At 74.2% G+C, this 19,735-nt stretch carries 15 protein-coding genes; 6 read left to right on the top strand and 9 right to left on the bottom strand.

The window, feature by feature from the left end; genetic code table 11:
* The first annotated feature begins 14 nt into the window (after nt 1–14).
* The 4 genes from BDZ31_RS22615 to BDZ31_RS22600 are packed head-to-tail and all read left to right on the top strand — an operon-like array spanning nt 15 to nt 4,766.
* Nucleotides 15–1,331, top strand: a complete 1,317-nt coding sequence (locus BDZ31_RS22615) for an extracellular solute-binding protein (RefSeq protein ID WP_183345411.1) — start codon at nt 15–17, stop codon at nt 1,329–1,331.
* A gap of 3 nt (nt 1,332–1,334) precedes the next feature.
* Complete coding sequence (locus tag BDZ31_RS22610) at nt 1,335–2,651, top strand: ABC transporter permease subunit (RefSeq protein ID WP_183345409.1); 1,317 nt, start codon at nt 1,335–1,337, stop codon at nt 2,649–2,651.
* The gene (locus tag BDZ31_RS22605) at nt 2,652–3,566 is read left to right on the top strand and encodes a carbohydrate ABC transporter permease (protein WP_183345407.1); all 915 of its coding nucleotides are present in this window, start codon (nt 2,652–2,654) and stop codon (nt 3,564–3,566) included. It abuts the gene before it with no gap.
* A 54-nt stretch (nt 3,567–3,620) separates the two neighbouring features.
* Nucleotides 3,621–4,766, top strand: coding sequence for an MFS transporter (locus tag BDZ31_RS22600; protein WP_183345405.1), 1,146 nt, complete (start codon nt 3,621–3,623; stop codon nt 4,764–4,766).
* Nucleotides 4,767–4,859: 93 nt separating this feature from the next.
* Here the strand turns inward: BDZ31_RS22600 and BDZ31_RS22595 are convergent, their stop codons facing one another.
* Together BDZ31_RS22595 and BDZ31_RS22590 are read right to left on the bottom strand one after the other, a co-directional pair.
* Nucleotides 4,860–5,225, bottom strand: coding sequence for a DUF3817 domain-containing protein (locus BDZ31_RS22595; protein WP_183345403.1), 366 nt, complete (start codon nt 5,223–5,225; stop codon nt 4,860–4,862).
* Between the two features lie 24 nt (nt 5,226–5,249).
* Entirely contained in the window at nt 5,250–6,155 is a 906-nt protein-coding gene (locus BDZ31_RS22590; RefSeq protein WP_183345401.1) for a DMT family transporter, read from the bottom strand.
* A 28-nt stretch (nt 6,156–6,183) separates the two neighbouring features.
* On the opposite strand from BDZ31_RS22590, the gene BDZ31_RS22585 reads away from it, so the two are divergent.
* Nucleotides 6,184–7,107, top strand: coding sequence for an aldo/keto reductase (locus BDZ31_RS22585; protein ID WP_183345399.1), 924 nt, complete (start codon nt 6,184–6,186; stop codon nt 7,105–7,107).
* A gap of 255 nt (nt 7,108–7,362) precedes the next feature.
* Here BDZ31_RS22585 and BDZ31_RS22580 read toward each other — a convergent pair whose 3' ends face one another.
* Together BDZ31_RS22580 and BDZ31_RS26155 are read right to left on the bottom strand one after the other, a co-directional pair.
* On the bottom strand, nt 7,363–8,097 hold the full coding sequence (locus BDZ31_RS22580; protein WP_183345397.1) for a hypothetical protein: 735 nt from the start codon (nt 8,095–8,097) through the stop codon (nt 7,363–7,365).
* 79 nt (nt 8,098–8,176) lie between these two features.
* Complete coding sequence (locus BDZ31_RS26155; protein ID WP_183345395.1) at nt 8,177–8,878, bottom strand: YrhK family protein; 702 nt, start codon at nt 8,876–8,878, stop codon at nt 8,177–8,179.
* 171 nt (nt 8,879–9,049) lie between these two features.
* Between BDZ31_RS26155 and BDZ31_RS22570 the strand changes: the two genes are divergently transcribed.
* Complete coding sequence (locus tag BDZ31_RS22570; RefSeq protein ID WP_183345393.1) at nt 9,050–10,027, top strand: energy-coupling factor ABC transporter permease; 978 nt, start codon at nt 9,050–9,052, stop codon at nt 10,025–10,027.
* Between the two features lie 84 nt (nt 10,028–10,111).
* Here BDZ31_RS22570 and BDZ31_RS22565 read toward each other — a convergent pair whose 3' ends face one another.
* The 5 genes from BDZ31_RS22565 to BDZ31_RS22545 form a co-directional block, all read right to left on the bottom strand.
* Nucleotides 10,112–13,732 carry an AAA family ATPase gene (locus BDZ31_RS22565; protein WP_183345391.1) on the bottom strand — a complete coding sequence of 1,207 codons (3,621 nt, stop codon included), beginning with the start codon at nt 13,730–13,732 and terminating at the stop codon, nt 10,112–10,114.
* 14 nt (nt 13,733–13,746) lie between these two features.
* Nucleotides 13,747–14,889: an exonuclease SbcCD subunit D gene (locus BDZ31_RS22560; protein ID WP_183345390.1), complete on the bottom strand. Its 1,143-nt coding sequence runs from the start codon at nt 14,887–14,889 to the stop codon at nt 13,747–13,749.
* A 106-nt stretch (nt 14,890–14,995) separates the two neighbouring features.
* Entirely contained in the window at nt 14,996–17,041 is a 2,046-nt protein-coding gene (locus BDZ31_RS22555; RefSeq protein ID WP_183345388.1) for an outer membrane protein assembly factor BamB family protein, read from the bottom strand.
* Between the two features lie 157 nt (nt 17,042–17,198).
* Nucleotides 17,199–17,414, bottom strand: coding sequence for a hypothetical protein (locus BDZ31_RS22550; protein ID WP_221243273.1), 216 nt, complete (start codon nt 17,412–17,414; stop codon nt 17,199–17,201).
* Between the two features lie 83 nt (nt 17,415–17,497).
* Nucleotides 17,498–19,633 carry an MMPL family transporter gene (locus tag BDZ31_RS22545; protein ID WP_183345384.1) on the bottom strand — a complete coding sequence of 712 codons (2,136 nt, stop codon included), beginning with the start codon at nt 19,631–19,633 and terminating at the stop codon, nt 17,498–17,500.
* Nucleotides 19,634–19,735 lie beyond the last annotated feature (102 nt).

The following is a 19,735-nucleotide window of genomic DNA, read 5'->3' as shown; positions in this document are numbered from 1 at the left end:
TTCGCTACAGGAGCGTGGCGCTCGCAGGAGCGCTCGTGCTGGCGCTCGGGGTCGTCGCGGCCGGCTGCGGCGACGACGACGGCGGCGGCACGACCACCGCCGGTGGCGGGGCGGCGCAGACACAGGCGACCGACGTCAGAGGCAGCGTCTCGGTGATCGGCATCTGGACCGGCGACGAGCAGAGATCGTTCCAGGCCGTCATCGACGCCTTCAACGAGCGGTATCCGGACGTCACCGTCAGATACACCTCGGCCGGCGACAACCTGCCGACGGTCGTCGGCACGGCCGTGCAGGGCGGCAACCCGCCCGACATCGCGACGATCGCGCAGCCCGGGCTGATCAGAGAGTTCCAGAGACAGGGCGCGCTGAGACCGATCGACTACGCGAGAGACACGATCGAGCAGAACTACGCGCCCGATTTCGTGGAGCTCGGGACGATCGACGGGAGCCTGTATTCCTTCGTCTACAAGGGGGCCAACAAGTCGACCGTCTGGTACAACGTCGAGGCGTTCAGAAACGCTGGCGTCGACGATCCCGACGACTGGGCCGAGTTCCTCAGAAACGCCAGAACGCTCGGCGCCTCCGGCGTCCCCGCGTACTCGATCGCGGGCGCGGACGGGTGGACCCTCACCGACCTGTTCGAGAACATCTACCTGCGCCAGGCCGGCCCGGACAAGTACGACCAGCTGAGCGAGCACAGAATCCCCTGGACCGACCCGTCGGTCAGAGAGGCGCTCAGAACGATGTCGGAGGTCCTCTCCGACAGAGCGAACATCGTCGGCGGCACGCAGGGCGCGCTGCAGACCGAGTTCCCGGCCTCCGTCGAGGCCGTCTTCCAGAACCCGGCGAGAGGCGCCCAGGTGATAGAGGGCGACTTCGTCCCCGGCGTCGTCGCGGAGTCGACCAGACTGGAGCCGGAGACCGGCTTCAACGTCTACAGCTTCCCCGAGATCGGCGACTCCGAGGACTACGTCGTCGGCGGCGGCGACTCGATCGCGACCTTCCGCGACACGCCCGCGGTGAGAGCGTTCGTCGAGTTCCTCGCCTCGACCGAGGGCGCGACCGCGTGGGCCGAGCGCGGCGGCTTCAGCTCGCCGAACAGAACGGTCTCCGAGGACGTCTACCCGGACGAGATCACCGCCTCGGTCGCGACCGCGATCGCGGAGGCGAGAACGTTCCGCTTCGACATGTCCGACCTGGCGCCGGCGGCCTTCGGCGGCACGCCCGGCCAGGGCGAGTGGAAGATCCTGCAGGACTTCCTCGCCAACCCCTCCGACATAAACGGGACCGCGGAGGCGCTGGAGGCGTCGGCCGCGAGAGCGTACCGGTAGGTCGTGGAGGCGGCGACCGTCACACGCAGGCGGGGCGGGGGGCGCGGCAGGGCGCGCCTCGTCCCGCTGCTGTTCCTCGCCCCGGCGCTGATCTTCCTGGTCGTGTGGGTGATCTACCCGACGATCTGGACGATCGGGCGCAGCTTCTTCGACCGTGACGGCGGCACCTTCGTCTGGTTCGACAACTACCAGGAGATCTTCACCACCGACACGCTGCTGACGGCGATCCGCAACAACGTCATCTGGGTCGCCGTCGTGCCGGCGCTGGTGACCGCGATCGGGCTGATCTTCGCGGTGCTGACCGAGCGGGTCCGCTGGTCGACGGCGTTCAAGACGGCCGTCTTCATGCCGATGGCGATCTCGCTGTTCGCCGCTGGCGTGATCTGGCGGATCATGGACGAGAAGGACCCGGCGCAGGGGACGGTCAACGCCGTCATCAAGGTCTTCGACGACGCCTTCGGCGGCGGCGGGGCGGTGACCGCCGCGCAGTCCTCCACGCCGCAGCTGACCGGCTCGATCTCGAGCGGCTTCGTGCTCAGAACGCCGTTGAGAGCTGGCGACACCGCCGTGCTCGGCCTGACGGCGATCCCGCCCGACGAGATTCCCAGAGACGCGCCCGACGCGCAGCAGCCGAGCGCGGAGGCCGGCGCGATCACCGGCACCGTCTGGCGCGACTTCAAGCCGGGCGGCGGCAGACCGGGGGTCGTCGAGCCGGGCGAGCAGGGGATCGGCGGCGCGACGCTGGAGCTGCGCGACAACGGCGGCGGGGTCGTCGCGACGACCAGCAGCGAGCCAGACGGGTCGTTCGCCTTCGACGACGTCGGCTCCGGCCAGTTCAGAGTCGCGATCGCGTCGAGCACCTTCACGACGCCGTTCGAGGGGGTGTCGTGGCTCGGCGAGAAGCTCATCACCCCGGCGGTGATGATCGCCTACATCTGGGTCTGGGCCGGCTTCGCGATGGTGATCATCGCGGCGGGCCTGTCTGCGATCTCGCGCGAGGTGCTGGAGGCGGCGCGGACCGACGGGGCGACCGAGTGGCAGGTCTTCCGAAGGGTGACGGTGCCGATGCTGGCGCCGGTCCTGTCGGTCGTCTTCATCACGATGATCATCAACGTCCTGAAGGTGTTCGACATCATCCTGTCGGTCGCGCCGCAGTCCTCCCAGGACGACGCGAACGTGATCGCGCTGGCGATGTGGCGGACCTCCTTCGGCGGCGTCAACGACTTCGGGCTGGGCTCGGCGATCGCGGTCTTCCTGTTCCTGCTCGTGATCCCGGTGCTCGCGCTCAACATCCGGCGCTTCAAGCGGGAGGAGGGGTAGATGTCGGCCTCGGGCGAGGCAGCGGGCGGCGCCGTCGCGGTGAGACCGCGGGCGCGGGCGGCGCATCCGGAGTCGCGCGCGGCGCGGATCGGCAGACTGGTCGCGCGCGGGCCGCTCAACATCCTGCTGATCGTGATCGCGGTGCTGTGGCTCGTGCCGACGCTCGGGCTGCTGTTCACCTCGCTGCTGCCGGCGAGCGAGATCACGACCAGCGGCTGGTGGAAGGTCGTCGGCCAGCCGAGCATCGCGACCTTCGAGAACTACAGCGCGCTGTTCGACAACAGAGACATCATGGACGCGCTGTGGACGACGGTGCAGATCGCCGTCGGCAACACGGTCCTGCTCGTGATCGTCGCGTCGCTGGCCGGCTACGCCTTCGCCTGGCTCGACTTCCCCGGCCGCGACTGGCTGTTCGTCGTCGTGATCGGGCTGCTGGTCGTGCCGCTGCAGGTCGCGCTGATCCCGATCTTCTCGCTCTACAACGACACCGGCCTGTTCGACACGGTGCTCGGGCTGGTCCTCTTCCACGTCGCCTTCGGGCTGCCGTTCGGGATCTTCCTGATGCGCAACTTCTTCGCCGGGATCCCGAGAGACATCCTCGAGTCGGCGCGGATCGACGGCGCCTCGGAGGCGCGCATCTTCGTCCGCCTGATCCTGCCGCTGGGCCTGCCGGCGATCGCCTCGCTGGCGATCTTCCAGTTCCTGTGGACGTGGAACGACCTGATCGTCGCGCTGACCTTCGGCCGCGACACGCAGCCGCTGACGGTCGCGATCTTCTCCCAGACGCGCCAGTTCGGCTCGAACATCGACCTGATCGCGCCGGCCTCGTTCCTGTCGCTGGCGATCCCGCTGGTCGTCTTCCTCGCCTTCCAGCGCTACTTCGTGCAGGGGATGCTCGCCGGATCGGTGAAGTGACGCCGCCGCGCCGGCCGCCGGCCGGAGCGGCGAGCTCTGTGCCACGCTGAGGCGATGGCCCTCCGACGTCCGCGTGTCGCGACGGGGGCGATGTTCCTCGTCAGCGGCGCCGTGATCGGCGTGTGGGCGGCGAACGTCCCCTACGTCCGCGACCGGCTGGACATCTCGACGACGACGATCGGCTTCTGCCTGCTGGCGATGGCCGCCGGCTCGCTGCTGGCGATGCCGCTGACCGGCCGCGAGCTGCAGCGGCGGCCGAGCGCGCAGCTGACGCGGCTCGGCGCGGTGCTCGTGCCGCTCGCCGGGATCGCGCCGCTGCTGGCGCCGTCGGTCGGGACGCTCGCGGCCGCGCTGTTCGTGCTGGGGATCGCGGTCGGGATCCTCGACGTCTCGATGAACGCCCACGGGATCGCGGTCGAGCGGTTCGCGGCGCGGCCGGTGATGTCGTCGCTGCACGCCAGCTGGAGCGTCGGCGGGCTGGCGGCGGCCGGCGCCGTCGCGCTCGGCCACCTGCTCGGCGCCGATCCGCGCGCGACCGCCGCCGTCGTGCTGGCGCTGCTGCTCGCGACCGGGCTCGCCGCCGGGCCGCACCTCGGTGAGCTGTCGGTCGCCTCCGGCGAGCCGGGCGACGCCGAGGCGGGTCCGCGCTTCGTGCGGCCCTCGCGCGGCGCGCTGCTGATCGGCGGGATGGTCTTCGCGCTGTTCATGGCCGAGGGCGCGGTGACCGACTGGTCGGCGCTCTACCTCGACCGCGACCTCGAGGCGGGGGCGACGGTCGCTGCGCTCGGATACGGCGCCTTCGCGGGCGGGATGGCGCTCGCGCGCGCCCTCGGCGACCGCGTCAACCGCGCGGTCGGCGCCCGCCGGCTGCTGCGGGCCGGCTCGACGCTGGCCGCGCTCTCGCTGGCGGCGATGGTCGCGCTCGGCCTGCCAGCGCTCGCGCTGCCGCTGCTGCTGCTCGCCGGGTTCGGCGTCGGCAACGGCGTGCCGCTGCTGTTCAGCGCCGCCGGCCGGATCCGCGACATGCCGCCGGGCCCGGCGATCGCGGCGGCGTCGACGATGGGCTACCTCGGCCTGCTCGCGGGGCCGCCGCTGCTCGGCTTCGTCGCCGACGCGACCAGCCTGCCGCTCGCGCTTGGCATCACGGCGCTGCTGACCGGCGGCGTCGCGCTGCTGGCGGGGCGGACGGCGGAGGGGTAGGGAGGGGCGCTCGCGCGGGCCGGGGCTGGCCGGCGCGGGCGGGCGGCGAGGCCGGCGCGGGGCTGCGCCGGGCGTGCCGCGGGCTAGCGGTCGCTAGCCGCCAAGGGTGGCGTCGGCGGTCTTGTCGGCCGCCTCGCGCTCGGCGAGCTGCTTGCGCAGGATCAGGTCGCCGATGATCGATCCGGGAGGACCGGTCGTGATCAGCGTGATGCCGGGGAACCACCAGCCCCAGCGGCCGTCGACGGCGCCCTTGGCGGTGAGGCCGAGGAGGACGACGAAGCCGATCCCGTGGATCGGGCCGATCGCGCTGACGGCGCTGTCGCTGCGGTCGATGAAGGCGACCCAGATGAGGACCAGGAAGAGGATGAGGTCGGCGATGCCGACGACGAGCACGACGTTCAGCAGCTTCTTCGTCGACTCGACGCTCGGTGCCGTCGATGTTGGGGAGGCGGGAGGCATGCGTGGACTGTACCGAGCAGGGGCTCAGCGTCCGGAGGCGGCGGCGAGGCGGCGCTCGACTGCGGGCGGGAGGCGGCCGTCGGTCGACAGCCACGAGCCGGCGAGGATCAGCAGCAGCCCGACGACGGCGCCGGCGCCGGGGCGCTCGTCGAGCAGCGCGACGCCGAGCGCGAGCGCGACCACGGGGTTGACGTAGGTGACGATCGTCGAGCGGGTCGGGCCGGCCGCGCGGACCAGCTCGGCGAAGGCGACGAACGCCGCCGCGGTGCAGACGAGGCCGAGCACCGCGATCGCGGCGAGCGCGCCGGTCGGCGGAACCTCCGTCGGCGGGTCGAGCGCGGCGACCGGGGTCAGCACGAGCGCCGCGATCGCGAGGCTCGCGCCCATCGTGGCGCGGCTGTCGAGGCCGCTCAGCCCGTGCGCGATGATCAGCGCGCCGCAGGCGTAGCCGGCCGCGGCGACGACGATCGCGGCGATCCCGAGCAGCTCGTCGGCGGAGCCGGAGACGTCGATCCCGACCAGCGCGGCGACGCCGCCGAAGCCGACCAGCAGGCCCGCGAGGCGGCGGCCTGCGAGCCGCTCGCCGGGGGCGAAGCGCAGCGCCAGCAGCGCGGCGATCAGCGGGACGGTCGCGATCGCGATCGCCGTCGTCGAGGAGGAGACGTGCGTCTCGCCGAAGGCGATCGGCGGGAAGGGGAGCGAGATCTCGACGATCGCGTACAGCAGCAGCCAGCGGCCGCGCCCGCGCAGCGACGGCAGCGAGCCGGCCCGCCACGCCAGCGGCACCAGGACCGCGGCGGCGAGCACGACCCGCGCCCACGCGACGAACGCCGGCGGGACCCCGTCGTCGACCGCGATCTTGATGAAGAGGTACGGGATCCCCCACAGGACCGACATCGTGGCGAAGGCCGCCCAGGCGCGCGGGGTCATCCGATCGAGGGTATGCAACTGTGGAGTCATGGCTCAGTTCGCACTCGGGCTGGCGGCGATCGGCCGCCCGGCCTACATCACCCTCGGACGTGCGCGCGACCTCGGAGCGGACCGCTCGGTCGAGCGGCTGCGCGCCGACGCCGAGACGCTGCTCGACGCGGCGTGGGAGGCCGGGCTGCGCTGGGTCGACGCCGCACGCTCCTACGGCCGCGCCGAGGAGTTCCTCGCCGGCTGGCTGAGAGCGCGCGGCCTGGAGCCGGGCGCCCTGACCGTCTCCTCCAAGTGGGGCTACGCCTACGTCGGCGACTGGCGGCTCGACGCCGAGGTCCACGAGCGCAAGGAGCTGACGGCCGATCAGCTGCGGCGCCAGCTGGACGAGTCGCGGGCGCTGCTGGACGGCTTCATCGACCTCTACGCGATCCACTCGGCGACGATCGAGAGCGGCGTGCTCGACGACGCCGAGGTGCTCGGCCAGCTCGCCGAGCTGCGCGCCTCCGGCGTCCGCGTCGGGCTGTCGACGACCGGCCCGCGCCAGGGGGAGACGATCGACCGCGCCGTCGAGCTGGGCGCCTTCGACGCGGTCCAGGCGACCTGGAACCTGTACGAGCGCTCGGCCGGGCCCGCGCTCGCGCGCGCACACGCGGCCGGCATGACGGTGCTGATCAAGGAGGGCGTCGCCAACGGCCGCCTCGCCGGCGACGCCGCGCCGCACGAGCTGGCCGTCGCCGCCGCCGAGCGCGGCGCCGGCGCCGACGCGCTCGCACTCGCCGCGATCGCCGCGCAGCCGTGGGTCGACGTCGTGCTGAGCGGCGCCGTCACGCCGGAGATGCTCGCCAGCAACCTGGCGGCGCGGGAGGTCGACTGGGACGCGGCGCTGGAGGAGCGGTTCGAGCCGCTCGCGCGCGCGCCCGAGGCCTACTGGCGCGAGCGCGGCGCGCTGCCGTGGAGCTGAGACGGGGCGGAGGGCGTCGAGCCTGATGCTTCAGGGCCGCCGCCGTGCTGCTCGTGGAAGAGCTGCTTCAGCTCGGCGAAACCCATGATCCCGTTCGGCTCGGGAGCGTGTGCGACCGTGAAGTAGCGCCGCGTGGAGAGCGCAGGTGCAACGTCGTCGGCCGGCCGTTGGTACAGCATCAGGCGGAAAGCGTAGCGCCCTCGGCAGTCGTCGCCACAGGTACGGCATATCGCGTGCCATCGTCGAGCCAGCGCTTCACGCGTCGGTACACGCGCAGGTCGCCGGGTCACGCTGCGAAAGCGTCAGGCAGGCGCTGTGGAGCTCGACGTCGGCGGGCGCGCCGAGCTCGACATGCGTGCTTCGCGCCCACCCGAAGGGCAGATCGCCTATCGCCAACGGCGTGTCGCTCCAACCGAGGAAGGCGAGCACGGCGCCGGTGCGTCGTGCGCGCTCGGATTCGGGCGTGAGCGGATACGGCGTCGGCCGCGTGTCAGCGTGGCGGCGCCAATAGAACGGCCAGTCCCACGCGATCTTCACGACCCGTCGTCGGTCGGGCTCATACGCCAACGGCACGAGCGTCAGCGTGCTGTGCGAGAGGTCCCGCAGCAGCGCGCGCAGCGGCGTGCTCGACGCGAGCGCCGCGCCGAACGCCGTGCTCGGGTCGTCAGCCGCCCCGAGCGCTTCCCCACGTCGCGTCTTGTCACGCCCGACGATCGCGCCGACCTCCCGCGCGATCGCCTCGCCGTCGAGCAGATGGTCGACTCTCGCGCGCACCGCGAGCACGGCGAGGATCGAGGCGATTCCGCTGATGCTCAGGTCGGCCGCCTCCGCGGTCGTCAGCAACGGCAGCGGGCAGCCGTCCTCGCTGACGAGATCGACGCCGGTGAGCGGCACGTCGGCGAGGATGTGAAGCGGGACTGCGATCTGTTCGCCGCGAGGAGGTGCGACGAGCAGCCGGTCGGGCGGTGGAAGGGTGAAGTCGACCGTCATGCGGATCCGGATCGTCTTGTCGTTGACGGCCGCCCGGCCACGCGTCGGCGGCCGGCCGCTCGCTGCGGGCGGCCGCGGCTCAGGCGCGCTCGGCGCGCGGGACGCGGACCTTCTGGCCCTGGGAGCGCGGCTCGTGGGGGAGCAGCAGCAGGGCGCCGACGAGGAAGCAGGCGGCTCCGGCGGCCGTGGTCGCGTTCGAGAGCGTCGCGCTGACGGCGTCGCCGCTCGGGAGGACCAGCGAGGCGACCGCCGCGATGCCGAAGGCGATCGAGCCGAGCAGGTTGACGGCGGCGATCCACCAGTCGCGCTCGTGCGCTCTGACCGCGAACCAGGCGCGGCAGGTGCCGCAGAAGGCGAGCTGGCTGGCGATCAGGAAGCAGACCGAGCCGATCGCGTCGGGCGCCCAGACGCGCAGGTCGGCCTGCCGCGCGGTCAGGTGGTCCTCCATCGCCAGCAGCGTGTTGACGTTGAACAGGACGGTGCCGACCAGCTGCACGAAGGTCGCGAGGACGTCGACGTGGCGGTGCGGCCAGAGGGAGGGATGGCGCAGCGTCGCGGGCGGGGGCAGCGGGCCGCGCGCGTCGCGGATCGCGGTGCCGTGCTGGAGGAGCGCGGCGGCGGTGAAGCAGAGCGAGCCGGCGAAGAAGGTGACCCCGATCGCCGAGCGCGGCGCTGACGACCACAGCGACGCGAGCGCCGCGACCAGGAAGCAGAGCGACCCGACGGCGAAGAGGACGCCGGTCCACCACTGCGGCGATCTCCGCCCGGGCGCGCGAGGCACGCCGCCAGCCTACGGGGCCGGGCGGCGTTGAGCGCCGCGGACCGCTGCGGTAGGTTCGCGCACCGGCCGCGTTCGCGAACGCGGCCGGTGCCGGGGGTCACCCGGCTCGCCGCGCCCGCGACCGTCACGGCGCAGGCCCACGACCACAGAGACATCACTCCAGGAGCGGCCATGCACATCCCTGACGGGTTCCTCAGCAGCGAAGTCGCGGCGGTGACCGGGGCGGTCTCGCTCGCCGTCGTCGCGGTCAGCGCCCGGCGCGCGGCATCGTCCGCGGGCGCCGGCGACGGCGCCGGTCGGCGGCTCGACGAGCGACGCCTCACGCGCTTCGGCGTCACCACCGCGTTCGTCTTCGCGGCGCAGATGCTCAACTTCCCGGTCGCGGACGGCACGAGCGGCCATCTGATCGGCGCCGCGCTCGCGGTCGCGCTGCTCGGCCCCTGGCTCGCCTCTCTCTCGCTGACGACCGTGCTCGCCGTGCAGGCGCTGCTGTTCGCCGACGGCGGGCTCGCGGTGCTCGGCGCGAACGTGCTCAACATCGGTGTGATCGCAGTCGCGGTCGCGTGGTTGGCGGTGCGAGGTACTGCGGGTGCGGGCGCGGGTGGCGGCGACGCGGGGCTGCGGGGGCGGACGCTGGTGGCAGCGGGCGCGGCGGCGTGGCTGTCGGTGATGGCGGCCGCCGCGGCGACGTCGGCCGAGCTGGCGCTGTCGGGTGCCGCGTCGCTCGGCACGGTGCTGTCGTCGATGCTCGAGGTGCATGCGCTGATCGGGTTCGGCGAGGCGGCGATCACCGTCGCCGCGGTGGCCGGCGTCGCCGTCGCGCGCGAGCGGGCCGTTCCGCTCGGCCTCGTCGTCGCGCTCGGCCTGGCGTTCGCCGTCGCCCCGCACGCCTCGGCGCACCCGGACGGCCTCGAGCGCGTCGCCGAGGATCACGGCTTCGTCGACCTGGGCCGCCTCGACGCGATCCAGCGCGAGGCGCCGATGCCCGACTACGTCTTCCCCGGCGTCGGCGACGGCGGCGTCGCGACCGGCCTCGCGGGGATCAGCGGAACGCTGATCGTCTTCGCGCTCGGCACCGGCGCGGCCGCGGCGGTTCGGCGCCGCGGCGTGCGTGCCGGGCACCGCGCCGAGCGCGCGCTCGCGGGCTGACCGGAGCCCGCGAGCGGTCGGAAGCGCCGGGCCGCCCGGTCCAGCACGTGCGGATTCGGCCGGCGCCGCCAGCAGGGCGCGCCGTCAGGAGGCGGCGGCGGGGCTCGACTGCTCGACGCGGGAGCCGGTGCGGGACTTGACGACGTGGAGCTTTGCCGGGACGCGCTGTCGCAGCTCGGCGACGTGCGAGACGATGCCGACGGCGCGGCCGCCCTCGCGCAGCGTGTCGAGCACGTCGAGCACCTCGTCGAGCGTGCGCTCGTCGAGCGAGCCGAAGCCCTCGTCGATGAAGAGGGTCTCGAGGCGGCTGCCGCCGGCCTCGGCAGCGACGACGTCGGCGAGGCCGAGCGCGAGCGCGAGGCTGGCGATGAAGGTCTCGCCGCCGGAGAGCGTCGAGGGCGCCCGCTCCTGGCCGGTCCAGCCGTCGACGACCCGCAGCTCCAAGCCGCCGCGCCGTCTGCCGCGGCCGCCGTCGTCGGAGTGGACGAGCGCGTAGCGGCCGTTCGACATGCGGTCGAGCCGGGCCGTCGCCGCCTGCGCGACCTCCTCCAGGCGCGCGGCGAGCACGTAGGCGGAGAGCCGCATCCGCAGGCGGTTGGCGGCCGAGGAGCCGTCGGCGAGCGCGGCCAGCTCGCTCGCGCGGCGGGAGCGCTCGGCGATCGGGGCGAGCGCCGTCAACGACCCGTCGAGCGTCGCGGCGAGCGTGCCGACGGCGGACAGGCGGCGCTGCTCGACCGAGTGGCGGCCCTGGCTCTCCTCGTCCTGCCGCGCCGCCTGCTCGGCGGCGGTTTGCAGCGCGTCGAGGTCGGGCGGATCGGCGGCGGCCGCGGCGCGCAGCGTCTCGTCGTGCACGAGCGCCGTCCGTCTCGCGATCCCCTCGTCGAAGTCGCGCAGCCGCCGTTCGAGGTCGGCGAGCGCCGTCTCCTCGCGGACGGCGGCGCGGGCCTCCTCGGCGTCGGCGAAGCCGGCGTCGCGGGCGGCCCGCTCGGCTGCGATGACCGCCTCGTCGCGGGCGGCCGCGGTGCGCGCCGCCTGTTCGAGCGCGGCGGCCGCCCGCTCGGCGTCGTCGGCGGCGGCGTTCAGCGCCTCGACCCGCGCGACGAGCGTTGGGAACGTTCCGCGCGCCTCCGCGACGCGGGCGCGGTCGGCGTCGAGCGCGGCCGAGCGCTCGGCACGGGTCGCGCGTGCGCCTGCGGCTGCCTGCTCGGCCTCGCGGCGGCGCTGCTCGTGCGATGCGCTCGTCGCGGCGAGGGCGGTCAGGGCCGCCTCGGCGGCGGCGAGGCCCTCGGCCTCCTTGCGCGCGTGGGCGATCCGCTGCGCGAGCAGCTCGGCGTGGGCGCGCAGCGCGTCGGCAGCATCCTCGCCGGCGACGGCGCGGGCGGCGGCGAGCGCCGTCGCGTTGTCGGCCGCCGCCCGCTCCCGCGTCGCCCGCTCCTGCGCGCGCGCCGCGTGCTCCGCCTGCGCCGCCCGCTCCTGCTCGGCGAGCGAGAGACGGCCCGCCGGCGCCCGCTCGCCCGCTCGGCCGGCGGCGGTCGCAGCGGACGCACCTCCTTCCGGCTCCGTCGGGTCGGCGGGCGCGGGGGCGTCCTGGTGGTCGCCGTCGGACGCTCGGACGGCGGCGCCCGCCGCCGTCGCATGGACGGGCGCGGCGGCATCCCGGTGGTCGCCGTCGAGGTGCGCCGGGGCGGGGTGGTCGGTCGCGCCGCAGACGGCGCAAGGCTCGCCCGGGACGAGGCCGGTCGCCAGCTCGGCGGCCATCCCGGCGAGGCGGCGCTCGCGCAGCTCCAGCCATGCCGCGTGCGCCCCCTGCTCGCTGTCGACCGCCGCGCGGACGGCGTCGTCGAGGGCGGCCTGGGCGGCCGCGAGCCGGTCGCGCTCGGCGGCGGCCTTCGCTCTCGCCTTGGCGGTCGTCGCCTCCTGCGAGAGCGCCGCGATCCGGTCGGCGGCGCGGCGGGCGCTCTGGACCATCTCGTCGAGCCGCAGCCGCTCGCGCTCGCCCTCCTCGATCGCCTGCCTGGCCGCCGCGGCGCGCGTGTCGGCGGCCTTGGCCTGCTCGTCGAGCTGGGCCAGCGCCGCCTCGTCGGCGACCAGCCGCTCCTCCACCGCGACCAGCGCGCCGAGCGCCCCGGCTCGCGTCCGCAGCTGCGCCGCATGCGCCCGCAGCGGCTCCGCGGCCGGCGCCTCCGACGCGGCCGGCGTGTCATCCGCCCCGGCTCCGTCGGCCGGCGCCCCCGGCGCGTCGCCCGCACCCGTCTCCGCGGCCGGCGCACCCGGCCGGTCACCATCGCCGGCGCCGTCGCCGGGCGCACCCGGCCCGTCCGTCGAACCGGTCCCGCCGGCCGGCGCACCCAACCCGGCATCGGCGCCGCTCCCCCCGCCGGCAGCGCCGTCGTCGAGCGGGGGGAGGTCGAACAGGGTCAGGATCGCGTCGTCGGCAGGCGAGGCCGACGGCGTCGCGGCTGCGAGCGGGGCGGCAGCGCTCGGATCGGCGTCCGCTTCGGAAGCAGGCTGCTCCGCCACGGACGCGGCACCTTCTCCGGCGGCACCGGCGTCGCCGTCCGGCGAGGCGGCGCCGTCGGCGTCCGGCGCGATCGAACGGCGGCCCGCCGCCGCGGCATCGCCGTCCGGCGCCGCAGCCGCCGTCGCGGCGGCGCGGGCGTCGTCGTCGAGCGCCTCCCAGGCGGCGGTCGCAGCGGTGTCGGCGTCGGCGGCCTCGGCGGCGCGGGCGTCGGCGGCGGCGAGCAGCGGCGCGACCGGCGCGGCGCGGCGGGCGATGCGGAGCTGCTCGGCGGCCTCGTCGCGGACGTGCCGGCTCGCCTCCCACTGTCTCAGCTCGGCCGTCGCCTTCGCGTGGCGCTCGCGTCGCTCGGACAGCTCCAGTCCAGCGGCGAGCGCCGCCTCCGCCGCGGCGCGCGCGGCGCGTGCGGTGGTCGCCGCCTCCTGCGCCGTGACCGCGTTCGCCTGCGCCGTCATGCCGAGCCCGCCGGCCCAGTCGCGCGCCCGCTCAGGCTGGTCCTCCCAGCCCTCCGGCGGATCCTCCTCGGCCGCCTGCGAGAGGCGCGAGACGACGTCGCGGGCGTCGCGCAGCTGCTCGTGGAGGTCGCGCCGCGCCTCCTTCGCGCGGTCGACCAGCCAGCGCTCGACGGCGGCGAAGCGCTCGGTCCCGAACAGCCGCTCCAGCAGCTTCCAGCGCTCGTCGCTGCCGGCGCGCAGGAACGACGCGAACTCGCCCTGCGGGAGCAGCACGACCTGGCAGAACTGGTCGACCGTCATCCCGAGCGGCTCGGCCAGCTCGCTTCTCGCCTCGTCGGGGCGCGACGCGATCGACGTCCACTCGCCGTCGCGCAGCTCCTGGACGGTGCAGGAGTGGCCCTCCTCGGTGACGCCCTCGCCGCGGACCTTCGGACGCTCCTGCTTGGGACGGCGGACGATTCTGAAGCGGCGGCCGCGCAGCGTCACCTCCAGCTCGACCTCGGTCCGCACGTCGGGGGCGGCGTGGTCGGAGCGCAGGCGGGCGTCGCGCGCGCGGGCGCCCGGCACCTCGCCGTAGAGCGCGAAGCAGACCGCGTCGAGCAGCGTCGTCTTGCCGGCGCCGGTGTCGCCGTGGAGCAGGAACAGGCCGGCCGACCCGAGCGCGTCGAAGTCGACCTGCTCGCTGCCGGCGAAGGCCTGGAAGGCGGTGACGCGAAGGCGATGGAGGCGCATCGGCGCCGAGGAATCTAGGCGACGGCCTCCGCCACGCGGCGCGCGGTCAGCGCGTCGCGCAGCAGCTCCAGCTCCTCGTCGTCGGCGTCGCTGCCGCGCACGTCGGCGACGAAGCGCCGCAGCAGCTCGTCGTCGTCGAGCCCGCGCAGCCGCTGGTACGAGTCGCCGGCGGCGCTCGCCGCGCCCTGCGGGTCGAAGGCCAGCACGACCGCGTGCGGGAAGCGGCGGCGCAGCCGCTCCATCGCGTCGCTCGGCCGCACCGGGTCGGTCAGCGTCGCCTGGACCCACGCGCCCTCGTGCTCGCGCAGCCGCGGGTCGGCGAGCAGCTCGTCGAGCGTCCCGCGGATCGTCGCCAGCGGGCGCGGGACCGGCAGCGGCACCAGCTCGGTCTCGGCGCCGGCGCCGGCCGCGCCGAGCGACACCAGCGCGAGCGACTTGCGGTGGTTCGCCTCCGAGAAGGAGAAGGCGAGCGGCGACCCGGCGTAGCGGCCGATCCCGGCGACGACCTGCGGCCCGTGGAGGTGGCCGAGCGCGACGTAGTCGGCGCCGCCGAAGACCGACGGGGGGACGTGGGCGGCGCCGCCGACGGCGAGGTCGCGCTCGCTGTCGGAGCCGGCCGCGCCCGCGACGAAGGCGTGCGCGACGACGACGACCGGCGCCCCGCCGGCGCCGCGCGCCGCGACGTCCGCCCGCACGCGCTCCATCGCCGCGGCGGTCACCGCCGCGTGCGAGCGCTCGTCGACCGCGAGCGTCTCGCGCACGAGGTCGGGCTCCAGGTAGGGGAGCGGGTAGACGAGCGCGCCGGCCAGCTCGACCGGCCTCCCGATCCGGGCGGGGTCGGTCGCGACGTGGACGCCCGCTCTGGCGAGCAGCCGCCCGCCGAAGCCGAGCCGGGCCGCCGAGTCGTGGTTGCCGGAGATCAGCACGACCGGCGCGACCTCGGCCAGCCGCGACAGCGCCTCGTCGGCGAGCCGCACCGCGTCGACCGGCGGCAGCGCGCGGTCGTAGAGGTCGCCGGCGATCACGATCCCGTCGACCGCCTCCGCGCGCGCGGTCTCGACGACGAAGTCGACGAAGCCGGCCTGCGCGTCCAGCAGGTCCTCGCCATGGAAGGCGCGGCCGAGATGCCAGTCTGCGGTGTGGAGGAGGCGGGTCATCTGCCCGCCCCACGATGCCGACCGGACCGGATGGAACCGGCGCGTCGGCGCGGCGGAGCGCGAGCCGCGCGCGCCTTCCGCGTGGAAGGCGCGCGAAAGGACGCGGCTATCTCGCCAATCTGACGACGTACTCGGAGACCGCTCTGATCTGCGCCTCGTCGAGCTGGTCTCTGAACGCCGGCATCCCGCCGCCGCCGTTCTCGACCTGCCGCTCGACCGCCTGGAGGTCGGCGGCCGACGGGATCGTCGTCAGGTCCGGGCCGCCGTTGCCGCCGGTGGCGTCGGCGCCGTGGCAGGTCGAGCAGCTGTCGAGGTAGATCTGTCTGCCGTCGACCGCCGCCGGCGTCTCGGTGACCTCTCTCTGCGACTTCTCGGTGCCCTCGGCCTCGCTCGGCCCGGCCTCGCCGGCGTGCTGGAGCGGTCTGGCGGCGGCGCCGGGCGCGACCGGCCCGAGTCTGCCGTCGAGCGAGAAGAGCCAGAGGCTGTCGCCGTGCGGGCTGCCCGCGAGCGAGTTGCCGGCCGCGTAGAACGCGATCATCTGTCTGCCTCTGTGCTCGAAGATCGCGGGGGTCGAGTTGGCGCCGGCGCCCGTCTGGAATCTCCACAGCTGCTGGCCGGTGGAGGCGTTGAACGCCTGCAGCTCGCCGTCGTTGCGGCCGACGAAGACGAGGTTGCCGGCGGTCGAGGTCGTGCCCGAGTAGCAGGCGTCGTTTCTGCCCTCGAATCTTCTCGTCCAGGCGATCTCGCCGGTCGTCACGTCCTGCGCGACGAGCAGCCCCGGGTAGGTGCCGAAGCCCTGCAGCGTGAACGTCGAGGAGAGGTACTGTCTGCCCGGCTCCGGTCTGGTCGGTCCTTCGGTCAGGAAGCCGGCGAAGGTGTCCGCGCCGCAGATGTAGATCATGTTCGTCGTGCGGTTGAAGCTCGACGGCGGCCAGTTCGCGGCACCGCTCGGCCCGGGCTTGATCACCTTCGGGACGTTCGTGAACGGCTCGAACATCTCTCTCGCCAGCTGCACTCTCTGTCTTCTTCTGCCTCTGTTCTGGGCGTTGTAGATCCCCTGGATGATCTGGCGCTCGCCCTCGTTGGCCTCGTGCGGCGCGAACGGCGGCGTGTCCGGGAACGGCTGCGTGTCGGCGGTCGCCTGGGCCTCCTTGTCCTGCGGCACCGGTCTGTCGGTGATGCCGTGGATCGGTCTGCCGGTCTCGCGGTCGAGCATGTAGAGCCAGCCGGTCTTGCTCGGCTGCGACAGGCCCTTCACCTCTCTCCCGTCGATCTCGACGTCCCACAGCACGACGGGGCTCGGCGAGTCGTAGTCCCAGATGTCATGTCTGACCTGCTGGAAGTGCCATCTGTATCTGCCGGTCTTCGCGTCGACCGCGGTCAGGCGGCCGCGTATCCCGTACTCGCCGCCTGAGAGGCCGCTGTAGACGCGGCCGTCGTAGTACAGCGGCGCGCTCGTGATCGTCTCGCCGTCTCTCCAGTCCCCGATCTGCGTCTCCCAGTTGACGCTGCCGGTCGTCTGGTCGAGCGCGACGAGGTTGCCGTCGAGCTGGCCGACGTAGACCTGGCCGTCGCCGATCGCGACGCCGCGGCTGGTCCATCCGCAGCAGATCGTGTCGATCTCCTGCGCGATCCCCGACTCGTACTTCCACAGCTGTCTGCCGTCCTCGACGGAGTTGGCGAAGACGTCGTCGTTGCCCGTGACGGTGTAGATGACGCCGTCGTGGACGAGCGGCGTCGCCTCGCCGGAGTACTTGGCGGCTATGCCGGACCGGTCGAGCCGCGCCTCCCAGACGCCTCTCAGCCGCTCGACGTTTCTGTCGTCGATCTGCGTCAGCGGCGAGTAGCGCTGGTTGTAGGTCGAGCCGCCGTTGGTGATCCAGCCGGAGCGGGGCAGCGCGGCGAGCGCCGCTCTGGTGAAGGCCGGAGATGGTCTGATCGAGACGGGCGTGCCGGCGGTGTCGACGGCCGTCTCCGGGCTGCTGTCGGTCGGTCTCTGGGCCGCCGTGACGACCGCCGTGACGGTCGTCTCGTGACCGGTGAAATGCCCGATCAGGTAGCCGGCGAGGATCGACACGCCGAAGCCGATCGCGATCGTGGTGGCGACGACGACGCCCCAGAAGAGGCCGCTGCCGCCATCTCCGCTGCCCATCTCACGCTCCGTTCCGTCGACGGCGATCGGGCGACCGCACGCGAACCTCTCCCTACCCGCTCGCGCGGAAGGCGGAGACCGCGCGCGGCGGAGTAGGCGCGCCGGCGCTCGCCCGCACGCTGCGGGCGGGCGCGGTCGGGGCTGCGTCGTGACCGGCTCAGCAGGCCTGCGGGCCGGGCGGCGGAGGGGTGGTCGCCTTGCGGCGGGCCTCCTCGGCGGCGCGGCGCGCGGAGCGCTTGCGAGCCAGCTCGTCGAGCCGTGCCGGCGCGCCGGCACGCGCCTCACGGGCGCGCTCGACGGCGGCGCCGAGCTCGGTCTCGTGCCTGCGGGCGTTCTCGCGCCAGCTGGCGGGCATGTCGCGATCGTTCGACATGGGAGATCCATCGGCCGATCGGTGCGAGCGCTTTAGCGCTGACCGTCCTGCGGCGGCCCGCCGCGGATCGAGCAGCTGTCCCGCTATGCCGGTTGCCGCTCGAGCCGCTCACCCTCGAGCTCGACCTGCGGCAGGAGCCGCTCGAGCCAGGCCGGCAGCCACCACGCGCGCTCGCCCAGCAGGGCCAGCAGCGCCGGGACCAGCGTCATGCGCACGGCGAAGGCGTCGACGAGGATGCCGAACGCGAGCGCGAAGCCGATCGACTTGATGATCGCGGCCTCCTCGACGACGAAGCCGGCGAAGACCGCGGCCATGATCAGCGCCGCGCCGGTGACCACGCGCGCACCGTGTCGGAAGCCCTCGGCGATCGCGCGCGTCGGCCCAGCGCCGTGGACGTGCTCCTCGCGCATCCGCGAGACGAGGAACACCTGGTAGTCCATCGCGAGCCCGAAGAGGATGCCGACGATGAAGATCGGCAGCACCGCGACGATCGGCGCCTGCTCGACGCCGAACAGGCCGGCGAGCGCTCCCTGCTGGAAGACCGCGACGAGCGCGCCGAGCGCGGCGCCGATGGTCAGCAGGAACCCGCCGACGGCCGTGAGCGGGACGAGGATCGACCGGAACGCGATCGTCAGCAGCAGGAACGCCAGGCCGACGATCACCGCCAGATACGGGACCAGCGCGCTCGACAGGCGGTCGGCGAAGTCGATGTTGGCCGCGGTCGGCCCGGTCACGAGGACCGTCGCATCGAGCTCGCGGTCGAGCGTGTCGGTGCGCGCCCGGATCTGCTTGACCAGCTCCTTCGTCGCCTCGGTCGACGGGCCGCTGCGCGGGGTCAGCGAGACGATCGCCGTGTCGCCCGCCTCGTTGAGGGCCGGCCTGCCGACGTCGGCGACGTCGTCGAGCTGCCCGAACTCCGCCGCGACGGCGTCGGCGGCGGCCTTCGCGTCGCCGCCCGGGCCGGCGTCGACCACGAGCGTGAGCGGTCCGTTGAAGCCGGGGCCGAAGCCGGCGACGAGCAGGTCGTAGGCCTTGCGGTTGGTCTCGTGGGGCGCGGCGGTCGAGTCGTCGGGCTGCCCGAGGCGCATGTCCAGCACCGGGATCGACAGCGCGCCGAGCGCGACGACCGACAGCACGACCGCGGGCAGGCGGCGGCGCGTCAGCAGCGCGGCCCAGCGGGCTCCGAGCGTCGGCTTGGCCGCGCGCGGCCCGGTGTCGAAGTTCTTGCCCTTCGCGATCCGCATGCCCGCGAACCCGAGCAGCGCCGGAACGAGCGTGAGCGAGATCGCCACGGCGACCGCGACCGTCCCGGCCGCGGCGAGCCCCATCGCGGTCAGGAACGGGATCCCGACGACGGCCAGCGACGCCAGCGCGATCACGACCGTCGCGCCGGCGAAGACGACCGCGCTGCCGGCGGTGCCGACCGCGCGCGCGGCGGACTCCTCCAGCTCCATCCCCTCGAACACCTGGGTGCGGTGGCGCGAGATGATGAACAGCGCGTAGTCGATGCCGACCGCGAGGCCGAGCATCAGCGCGACCGTCGGAACCGTCGAATCGATGGCGATGAACCCGGTGGCGGCGGTGACCCCAAGGATCCCGACGGCCACGCCGATCAGCGCGGTCAGCAGCGGCAGCCCGGCGGCCGCGAGCGAGCCGAACGTGATCGCCAGCACGAGTGCCGCCACCGCGAAGCCGACGATCTCGCCGAGCCCGCCGAGCGATGGCTCGGAGGCGGCCGCGTCGCCGCCGAACTCGACCTGCACGCCGGCCGCGCGCGCGGTCTCGGCGGCCGACTGCACTGCCTCGACCGACCCGGCGGGGATTTCCTCCGCGGGCGTCGCCCACGTGACCTGGGCGAGCGCGACGCGCCCGTCCTCAGAGGCCAACGGCGCGCCGACCGAGCGCACGCCGGGCGCCTTCGCCGCCTTGGCGACCGCGCCTGCGACGGCCGTCGCGCGCTCGCCGGTCGTCAGCCGCTCGCCCGCGGGCGCGGCGAAGACGATTCGTCCCGACGCGCCGTTGGCCTGCGGCAGCCGCTCCTCGAGCAGGTCGATCGCCTGCTGGGACTCCGTGCCGGGCATTGTCGCGGCGTCGGTGGTCGGTCCGCTCAGGATCGTCGCCGCCGCGAACATGCCTGCGAGCACGACGAGCCAGAGGGCGACGACGGCCCTGCGGCGACGAAAGGCGATGCGGCCCAGTTTGAAGAGTGCGGTTGCCATCGGAAGTCCTTTGCAGTGGAGGTCGCTCTCACCATCGGGGCTGCGGAGCCCCGCGACGACGGCCGCAGGACCCGTTCCGCCTCGCCCGCCGGGACCGATTCG

It is taken from the genome of Conexibacter arvalis, from assembly GCF_014199525.1.
Classification (GTDB): Bacteria; Actinomycetota; Thermoleophilia; order Solirubrobacterales; family Solirubrobacteraceae; genus Conexibacter; species Conexibacter arvalis.
This window is presented reverse-complemented; position numbering and strand designations above follow the sequence as displayed.

Excerpts from the sequence above, each read along its gene's own strand:
- BDZ31_RS22605 (WP_183345407.1), top strand. The coding sequence starts at position 2,652 with ATGTCGGCCTCGGGCGAGGCAGCGGGCGGCGCCGTCGCGGTGAGACCG.
- BDZ31_RS22600 (WP_183345405.1), top strand. The coding sequence starts at position 3,621 with ATGGCCCTCCGACGTCCGCGTGTCGCGACGGGGGCGATGTTCCTCGTC.
- BDZ31_RS22595 (WP_183345403.1), bottom strand. The coding sequence starts at position 5,225 with ATGCCTCCCGCCTCCCCAACATCGACGGCACCGAGCGTCGAGTCGACG.
- BDZ31_RS22590 (WP_183345401.1), bottom strand. The coding sequence starts at position 6,155 with ATGACCCCGCGCGCCTGGGCGGCCTTCGCCACGATGTCGGTCCTGTGG.
- BDZ31_RS22585 (WP_183345399.1), top strand. The coding sequence starts at position 6,184 with ATGGCTCAGTTCGCACTCGGGCTGGCGGCGATCGGCCGCCCGGCCTAC.
- BDZ31_RS22580 (WP_183345397.1), bottom strand. The coding sequence starts at position 8,097 with ATGACGGTCGACTTCACCCTTCCACCGCCCGACCGGCTGCTCGTCGCA.
- BDZ31_RS22570 (WP_183345393.1), top strand. The coding sequence starts at position 9,050 with ATGCACATCCCTGACGGGTTCCTCAGCAGCGAAGTCGCGGCGGTGACC.
- BDZ31_RS22565 (WP_183345391.1), bottom strand. The coding sequence starts at position 13,732 with ATGCGCCTCCATCGCCTTCGCGTCACCGCCTTCCAGGCCTTCGCCGGC.
- BDZ31_RS22560 (WP_183345390.1), bottom strand. The coding sequence starts at position 14,889 with ATGACCCGCCTCCTCCACACCGCAGACTGGCATCTCGGCCGCGCCTTC.
- BDZ31_RS22555 (WP_183345388.1), bottom strand. The coding sequence starts at position 17,041 with ATGGGCAGCGGAGATGGCGGCAGCGGCCTCTTCTGGGGCGTCGTCGTC.
- BDZ31_RS22550 (WP_221243273.1), bottom strand. The coding sequence starts at position 17,414 with ATGTCGAACGATCGCGACATGCCCGCCAGCTGGCGCGAGAACGCCCGC.
- BDZ31_RS22545 (WP_183345384.1), bottom strand. The coding sequence starts at position 19,633 with ATGGCAACCGCACTCTTCAAACTGGGCCGCATCGCCTTTCGTCGCCGC.